This window comes from Nocardia sp. NPDC004415, assembly GCF_053602435.1.
The window spans coordinates 1-8404 of record NZ_JBSGDP010000112.1 but is presented as its reverse complement, the minus strand read 5'-3'; the positions used below and the strand labels follow the sequence as shown (position 1 = coordinate 8404).

Below are 8404 nucleotides of genomic sequence, written 5' to 3'. Positions count from 1 at the left end.
CGGGCCGCGCAGCGCCGGGCACCGACCGACCCGCTCGGCACCAGGCAACGGCCGGTCAACGATTCCAAGGGCAGTGGTGCGGTGATGCGGGCGGCACCCTGCGGATTCGGGTACGCGGCCGACCGCAGCGGGGCGGCGTTGAGCGCCATCTTCGAATTGGGTTGCGACACTGCCGCTCTCACGCACGGCCATCCGAGCGGATGGTTACCGGCGGGCACGCTGGCCGCGCTGGTCTACCAGTTGTCGCGCGGCACCGACACCTCCACCGCCCTCGACAAGGCCCGCGCCGAACTCGCGAATTATCGCGGCCACCAGGAGACCTCCTCCGCTCTCGACGCCGCGAGCACACTGGCAGCGCGCCTGGCGCGAGCGGGCCGGACCGCCACGCCCGAGGACCTCGAATCCCTCGGCCAGGGCTGGATCGCCCCGGAAGCACTCGCCGTCGCCGTCTTCGCGATGCTCGCCGCCGAAACGATCGGCGGCCCGGCCCACCAGATCGTGCGCACCGGACTGCTGTTGTCGGTCAACCACTCCGGCGACAGCGACGCCACCGGCTCCCTCGCGGGCAGCCTCCTCGGCGCCCGCTACGGCCGCCCCGCCCTGCCCCGCCGCTGGTCCGGCACCGTCGACGCCGCGCCGGTCCTGCACCGCCTCGCCACCGACTACTGCACCGAATTCGGCCTCAACCCACCCAAGGACACCCACGGCCGCCCCCCGAACACCTGGGTCGACCGCTACCCCGCCTGACCGGTGGTGCGACCTCCCCCGGCGGCCGCACCACCGCCCGTCTACAGATCCGCGATGGCCGCCAGCGGAGGCGTGCGCGCGGCCCGGATGCCCGGCCACACCGCCGCCAGCACACCCACCACCGCCGAGGCGATCAGCACCGTCACCAGTTGCGACCACGGGATGGTGATCTGGTCGATGCCCAGATCGCGCAGTGTGCGCAGGAAGCCGACGCCCAGGGCGACGCCGAGGACCAGGCCGACGATGGCGCCGAAGATGGCGATCAGCATGGACTCGAGGTAGATCGTGCGGCGCACCTGCGAGCGCTGGGTGCCGACCGCGCGGAGCATGCCGATCTCGCGGCGCCGCTCCACCACCGACAGCGCCAGGGTGTTGATGATGCCGAGTACCGCGATCACCACGGCCAGCGCGAGCAGGCCGTAGAGGATGGCGAGCAGGGTGTTGATCTGTTTGCCCTGCGCGCCCTTGAACTCCTCGTGGTCCTGCACCTGCACCACCACGAACGGCTCGGTGGCCTTCTCCAGATTCGTCCGCATGGCGGTGAGGTCGGCGCCCGGCGCCGCCTTGACCAGCACGAAGATATTGGTGCGCAGGCTGGGCGGCATCAGCTGTTCGTAGACACCCGGGTCCACGACCATCGGCCCGAGCAGCGGGTTGTCGGCGTAGACGCCGCCGACGGTGAGCTCGAGCTTCTTGTTGTCGAGGCTGGTGATCTCGACCTTGTCGCCCAGCTTCCAGCCGTGATCGCCCGCTTCGGTCTCGGCGACCAGCACGCCGCGATCGGCCACGGTGGAACTGCCACCGATCATGTCGATGTCCATCACCGGGTCGATCGGGCCGTCCGGCGAGGTGGCGGCGAGCTGCTCCCCGTCGATCTTGAACGCGACCACGCGGATTCCGGTCACGTCGCTGATCCCGGGCACCTCGCTGCGCACCGCGTCCACCGCGCCGATCGGGGCGCCGATCATCTGCGGCCCGGCCAGTACGTATTCGGCCTTCACGCCCTTGTCGATGAGCACCCCGACGCTGGTCTTGGCCGAGGCGCCGAGAATGCCGATGGCCGAGACCAGCATGAGCCCGAGGGTGAGGGCGAAGGCGGTGGCGGCGGTGCGGCGCGGGTTGCGCACGGCATTGTTGCGCGCCATCTGGCCGATCGCCCCGAACGGCCGGGTGAGCACGCCCAGCACGAGCACCATGGGCCGCGACAGCGCCGGTGCGGCGAGCAGCACGGCCAGGATGAGCCCGAGCGCGCCGAGCCCGACCGTCACCGCGGCACCCTTGCCGGTGCCCTGCGCGCCCACGTAGACGAGCACACCACCGGCCACCGCCAGCACCGCGCCGAGCACGGTCCGCAGCCGCAGCGAGTCACCCGCGCTGGCGAATTCCGAACGCATCGCCTCCACCGGCGGCACCTTCGCCGCCCGGCGGGCGGGGGCGTAGGCGCTGGCCACGGTGACGATCAGGCCGACCAGCAGCGCCACGATCGCGGTGCGCGGCAGCACCGTCAGCGAGCCGGTGGGCAGGCCGAGATCGAAGGCGTTGAGCAGGGCCGAGAGCCCGAAGGCCAGGCCGATGCCGGCAGCCAGCCCGAGCGCGCTGCCGATCAGGCCGATCACCACAGCCTCCGACACCACCGACCGTCCGACCTGCGACCTGCTCGCGCCGATCGCGCGCAGCAGCGCCAGTTCGCGCAGCCGCTGGGCCACGATCATCGAGAAGGTGTTGTAGATGATGAACGTGCCGACGATCAGCGCGATGGCGCCGAAGGCCAGCAGGAAGTAGTTGATGAAGGTGAGGGCTTCGGAGATCTGCTTCTTCATGTCGGCGCGGACCTCGTCGGCGTTCTGCACCTTGTAGTCGGGCAGGGCCGTGGCGAGACGGTCGCGCAGTTCGTCGGGCGAGGTGCCCGGCGCGGCGGCGATATCGGCATAGGCGACATGGGTGCCGTCGGTGAACAGCTCGGTGGCCTGCTGCTCGGTGAACATCACCGCCAGCACGCCGCCGCCCTCGGTGCCGGGCATCTCGTAGATGCCGGTCAGGGTGACCTCGAACGGGTCGCCCTTGGACGGGATGAGCACCTTGGTCCTGTCACCGACCTTCAGCCCGGCCTTCTCCGCGCCGGTGGTGTTGAGCGCGATCTCGTTCGGCCGGGCGGGCGCGGTGCCCGCGACGAAGGTCTGCGGGTCCTCGACCGCCTTGTCCGGGGGCAGGTAGGACAGGCCGAAACTCGGCGCGCCGCCGGTCTGCACGGCCTTCTTGCCGTCGGGTTCGAGCAGCACGACCGGGCCGTTCACGCCCGGCGCCACCCGCGCGACACCCTCGGTCTTGGACAGGGCCGCGACGATATTGGTCGGCACGCCCAGCGACTGCTGTGCCTCGGGCCCGACCCGCACGTCGACCCCCTGGGCCTGGCCCTCGAAGATGCTGTCGAAGGTGCGCTGCAGCGTGTCGGTGAAGACGAACGAGCCGGAGATGAAGGCGGTGCCGAGCACCACCGAGAGCAGGGTCAGCGCCAGGCGGACCTTGTGCGCGGCGAGATTGCGCAGCGCGACCTTGCGCATGGGGTTACCCCCGGCGCGCGTGACATCGGCGCTCACTTGGTCTCCAGCGCCTTCATCCGGTCCAGCACCGAGTCCTGGGTGGGGTCGCGCAGTTCGTCGACGATGCGGCCGTCGGCGAGGAAGACCACCCGGTCGGCGTAGGAGGCCGCGCGCGGGTCGTGGGTGACGATGACGACGGTCTGGCCGAATTCGTCGACCGAGGCGCGCAGGATGGACAGCACCTCGCCGGAGGAGTGCGAGTCCAGGTTGCCGGTCGGCTCGTCACCGAAGATGATCTCCGGCTTGCCGACCAGGGCGCGGGCGCAGGCCACGCGCTGCTGCTGGCCGCCGGACAGTTCCGAGGGCCGGTGGTCGAGCCGGTCGCCGAGGCCGAGGCGCTTGACCACGGTGTCGAGCCAGTCCTGGTCGGGCTTGCGGGCGGCGATGTCGAGCGGCAGGGTGATGTTCTCCAGCGCGGTCAGCGTGGGGACGAGGTTGAACGCCTGGAACACGAAGCCGATGCGGTCGCGGCGCAGCGCGGTCATCTGCTTGTCCGAGAGCCCGGTCAGGGCGGTGTCACCGATGCGGACCTCGCCGGAGCTGGCGCTGTCGAGGCCGGCCAGGCAGTGCATCAGGGTGGACTTGCCCGAGCCGGAGGGGCCCATGATCGCGGTGAACTCGCCCCTGGCGAACTCGGCGGACACCCCGTCCAGGGCCTTGACCTGCGTGTCTCCCGTGCCGTACAGCTTCACCAGATCCAGCGCTGCGGCCGCGGGCTCGGTGACGGCCGCCGGGTCGACGGCCTCGGTCCCCATGGGGTGTGAAGTCATGGTGTCCAGTCTGGCGGGCGGTGGTGCGCTTCGCCATCCGGATTTCCCCCGAGACCTACCGGATGACCCAGTCGAAGGCCGCGGCCTCCGAACGCGCGCCCTGCGCGGCGCGGGAGCGGTTCGGTTCGCCGAGATCGGCGAGCAGTTCCTCGGTGAGACCGACCAGGCTCGCCAGGCGCTCGGGGGTGAACCAGTCCGGGCGGGTGGCGAAGAGGATGTCCTCGGAGGCGGTGTTGCCGCTGGCGCCCGGCGCGAACGGGCAACCGCCCAGGCCACCGAGGGCCCCGTCGACCATGGACGCGCCCGCCGCGACGGCGGCGAGGGTGTTGGCCACGCCCATGCCCCAGGTGTCGTGGCCGTGGAAGACGATGCGGCGCGGCGGGGTCTGCTCGCGCACCGCGGTGACCAGGGCGCTCACCTGGCCGGGGTGGGCCTGGCCGAGGGTGTCGGCCAGCACGATGTCGGCGGCGCCCTCGGTGCGTGGGTCGCGGGCGATGGCCAGCACGCGCTCGGGGTCGACCGGTCCGTCGAAGGGGCAGGTGAAGGCGGTCGCCAGGCACAGCTGGAGCTGTCCGCCCGCCTGCTCGGCGAGGCGGATGGCGTCGGGCATGGCGGCCACCGAGGTCTCGGTGTCGCGGGCGATATTGGCCTTGTTGTGCGCGTCGGAGACCGAGAAGCAGTACTGGAAGTTGCGCGCGCCCGCCGCCGCGGCCTTCTCCACATGACGCGGGGTGGCCACCCAGACCCAGCATTTCGCCAGTTCCTCGGGCGTGAGCGCGGCGATCAGCTCCAGCGAGTTGGCCATCGGCGGCACCAGATCCGGGCGGGCCATGGACCCGATCTCGAGCGCGGGCACACCGGCGGCCAGCAGCCGCCGGACCACGTCGACCTTTCGCGCGGTCGACAGCACCTTGCCGGTGAGCTGCAGGCCGTCGCGCAGGGTGACATCGCGCAGCAGCGGTGCCGTCATCGCCGCTGCTCCGGCTCCTGATGCGGCACACACATGACCCCGCCGCAGGGCTTGTCCCCGACGCTGGCCGGGGTCGGGTGCACGGTCGGGCGCACATGGCCGGGGCCGCGCGGTTCCCACTTGCTGCGCACCGGCGGGCGGCGCCTGCCGTGTACTCGCCTCGTCACGATGCCTCCAGCGCGTCGATCTGGTCCTCGGTCATTCCGAGCAACCCGCCGAGCACCTCTCTGGTGTGCTCGCCGAGGTCGGGGCCGACATTCCGGATCGGCAGCGACTCGCCCCCGATGACCGGGACGATGCCGGGAAACCCCACCTGCCGGGGTTCGGGCTCGCCCACGTCGACGGGGAACGTCTGGATCATATTGCGTGCCCGGTACTGCTCGTCGGCCACGATGTCGGCGGCGGTGTAGATGGGCCCGCACGGGATGGCCGCCGCGTCGAGCAGCTTCAGCGCTTCGTCGCGGGTGTGCCGGACGGTCCACTCCGCGATCGAGGCGTCGAGGCGCTCGCGATGACGCCAGCGGCCCGCGTTGTCGGCCAGCTCCGGATCGGCCGCCAGATCCGGCCGGTCGATGACCTTCATGTACCGCTGGAAGATGGCGTCGCCGTTGCCACCGATGATGATGCTGTACCCGTCGCTGGTCGGGTAGGCATTGCTCGGCGCGATGCCCTCCATCCGGCCGCCGACCCGCTCGCGGGTGATGCCGTAGGCGAGATGATCCGGAACCAGCGACTCCATCACCGACAGGATCGACTCGTTGAGCGCCACATCGATGATCCGCTCGGCCTGCGGCACCGTTCCACCGACCCGCTCCCGCTGGAACAACGCCATCACCGTGCCGAACGCGGCATAGATGCCCGCGATCGAATCACCGATGGACACCCCCACGCGCACCGGCGGCCGATCCGGATCACCCACCAGCTCCCGCAGCCCACCCACGGCCTCGGCGACCGCCGCGAACCCCGGGCGCGCCGCCATCGGCCCCGTCTGGCCGTAGGCGGAGATCCGCGTGATCACCAGCCCGGGCTTGGCGGCCTCGAGCACCTCCGGCCCCAGCCCCCACTTCTCGAGCATGCCCGGGCGGAAGTTCTCCAGCAGCACATCGCACTGTTTCACCAGCTCGAGCACCACCGCCCGGCCCGCCTCGGTGCGCAGGTCCAGCACGATCGACTTCTTGTTCCGGTTGACGGTCCGATACAGCATGGAGGTGTCACCCCCGTACAACCGCCAATTCCGCAGCTCGTCGCCCGTGCCGGGCCGCTCCACCTTGATCACCTCGGCGCCGAAGTCGCCCAGAATGCGTCCTGCTGTAGGCGCGGCAACATAGTTACCGAGCTCCAGAACCCGCACTCCATCCAACGGCCGAATACTCATGCTCTGAGTATGGCGGCTGGCGCCGCGAGGTGTGCGACCCCCTACGAGGCGAGGAGTTCTACTTCTTCGACCACCGAGTAGTGGTCGGCGTTTCCTTCGATGACGGTGCTCTGCCTGCCGTCGACGCCCACCGGGATGTCGCCGGCGAGGGTGATGCGGGTCAGGCGGCGGGGCTGGTCGTCGTAGTCGTCGATGGCGTAGTGCTGGGTGGCGCGGTTGTCCCAGATGGCGACGTCGCCGTCGGCCCAGGTCCAGCGGGTGGTGTTCTCCAGGCGGGTGACGCGGTCCTGGAACAGGCGGAACAGCGCCTGCGACTCGCTGGTGGACAGGCCGACGAAGTTCTTCACGAAGTGGCCCAGCAGCAGTGCGCGCTCGCCGGTCTCGGGGTGCACGCGCACGACGGGGTGCTCGGTCTCGTAGTAGGTCGACTGGAACTCCGCGCGGTACTTCTCCGAGTTCGGGCGGATCGGCTCGACATTGCGCGCGGCGTAGTCGTACACATTGGTGTGCACCGCCCGCAGGTTCTCCGCGAGCAGCTTGAGCGACTCGGGCAGCGAGTTGTAGGCGGCGACGGTGGAGGCCCAGGTGGTGGAGCCGCCGTAGCTCGGTAGGTACTCCGCGCGCAGGATCGACGCCTTCGGAATCCGGTCGACGAAGGTCACATCGGTGTGCCAGGAGTTGGCCCGGCCGTTCTCGGAATCGATGGCCAGGCTCTTCACGCCCTGCGACGTCACCGTCGGGTGCGGGGTGGTGGGGCTGCCGAGCAGCGCGGCGAACTCGTGCTGACCGTCCTCGGTGAGGTGCTGCTGACCGCGGAAGAAGATCACCTTGTGCTCGTTGATCGCGCGGCGGATGGTCGCGACGGTCGCCGCGTCCAGGTCACCGCCCAGCCGGACGCCGTCGACCAGGGCGCCGATGTGCGCGCCGAGCTTGGTCACCGTCACGGTGGCGGGGGTGGCGTGGTCGACCGTCATGGGATCACCTTCACTGTCTTCGATCGGTTGCTGATGTGCATCAAGCACACCGCGAAATCCGTTCGGCAGACAGGTTTTCCCTCCGGCTGATCGCAACCGCTCAGCCGAGGTTCTCCCGCAGGTAGGCCAGGTCCTCGGCGACGCCTTCGGCAGGGGTCTCCAGGATGACGGGCGCGCCCGCGGTCCGGCAGACCTCGGCCAGCAGTTGCGGGTCGATGGTGCCGTCGGCGAAATTGGCGTGCCGGTCGGCACCGGAGTCGAACTCGTCGCGCGAGGAGTTCAGGTGCACCAGGTCGATCCGGCCGGTGATCGCCTTGATCCGCTCGACCACCCCGACCAGTTCCTCCCCGCCCGCCCACGCGTGGCAGGTGTCGAGACAGAAGCCGGCGCCGTAGTCGCCGACCGCGTCCCAGAGCCGGGCGATGGAATCGAAATGGCGGGCCATGGCGTGATTGCCGCCCGCGGTGTTCTCGATCAGGATCGGCACAGCGAAACCGCCCTTGTCCTGCTGACGTTCGAACAGCTTGCGCCAGTTGTCGATTCCGGTGTCGCGCTCGGCGTCGGACCGCACGTGCCCGCCGTGCACGACCAGGCCGAACGCGCCCAGCTCGGCGGCGGCCTTCGCCTGCTGGGCCACCGCGTTGCGCGAGGGCATCCGCAGCCGGTTGTTCAGGCTGGCCACATTGATCTGATACGACGAGTGCACGACGACGTCGATCGGGCTGGCCACGATCTCGGCGGCCTTCGGGTGCGGCTGGGGTTTGTCCCAGCTCTGCGGGTCCACCACGAACATCTGGATGACCTCGGCGCCGAGCTTCTCGCCGAACCCGATCGGATCGCTCTCCTCACGAACGTGTGCTCCAATGCGCATGCTGTAAGTATGGCGGCTGGCGCCGCGGGGTGTGCGGCCCCCTTATGCCTCGCGTCCGAGGGGCGATACTTCGGCTGCGCCGTGACGTCTCGCCCCT

8 protein-coding genes are annotated in these 8404 nt (G+C 70.3%); 1 reads left to right on the top strand and 7 read right to left on the bottom strand.

The genetic code is table 11. The annotated features are described in order from the left end of the window. Positions 1-747: ADP-ribosylglycohydrolase family protein (locus ACWEMY_RS28930; RefSeq protein WP_452392564.1), on the top strand; the 747-nt coding region annotated here is incomplete at its 5' end. A gap of 41 nt (positions 748-788) precedes the next feature. Here the strand turns inward: ACWEMY_RS28930 and ACWEMY_RS28925 are convergent. The 7 genes from ACWEMY_RS28925 to ACWEMY_RS28895 form a co-directional block, all read right to left on the bottom strand. Next, a complete protein-coding gene (locus ACWEMY_RS28925) occupies positions 789-3308 on the bottom strand; it encodes an ABC transporter permease (RefSeq protein WP_452392565.1) in 2520 nt (839 codons plus the stop codon). Positions 3309-3340: 32 nt separating this feature from the next. Continuing rightward, positions 3341-4117: an ABC transporter ATP-binding protein gene (locus ACWEMY_RS28920; protein WP_375929749.1), complete on the bottom strand. Its 777-nt coding sequence runs from the start codon at positions 4115-4117 to the stop codon at positions 3341-3343. A 55-nt stretch (positions 4118-4172) separates the two neighbouring features. Then, positions 4173-5087 carry a hydroxymethylglutaryl-CoA lyase gene (locus ACWEMY_RS28915; protein ID WP_452392563.1) on the bottom strand — a complete coding sequence of 305 codons (915 nt, stop codon included), beginning with the start codon at positions 5085-5087 and terminating at the stop codon, positions 4173-4175. Next, entirely contained in the window at positions 5084-5254 is a 171-nt protein-coding gene (locus ACWEMY_RS28910; RefSeq protein ID WP_336085865.1) for a hypothetical protein, read from the bottom strand. Before ACWEMY_RS28910 ends, ACWEMY_RS28915 begins: the two co-directional genes overlap by 4 nt. After that, positions 5251-6462, bottom strand: a complete 1212-nt coding sequence (locus tag ACWEMY_RS28905; RefSeq protein WP_452392562.1) for a CaiB/BaiF CoA transferase family protein — start codon at positions 6460-6462, stop codon at positions 5251-5253. Before ACWEMY_RS28905 ends, ACWEMY_RS28910 begins: the two co-directional genes overlap by 4 nt. A gap of 41 nt (positions 6463-6503) precedes the next feature. After that, on the bottom strand, positions 6504-7436 hold the full coding sequence (locus tag ACWEMY_RS28900; protein WP_452392561.1) for a TauD/TfdA dioxygenase family protein: 933 nt from the start codon (positions 7434-7436) through the stop codon (positions 6504-6506). Between the two features lie 100 nt (positions 7437-7536). Next, positions 7537-8307 carry a deoxyribonuclease IV gene (locus ACWEMY_RS28895; protein WP_375929753.1) on the bottom strand — a complete coding sequence of 257 codons (771 nt, stop codon included), beginning with the start codon at positions 8305-8307 and terminating at the stop codon, positions 7537-7539. Positions 8308-8404: the final 97 nt, after the last annotated feature.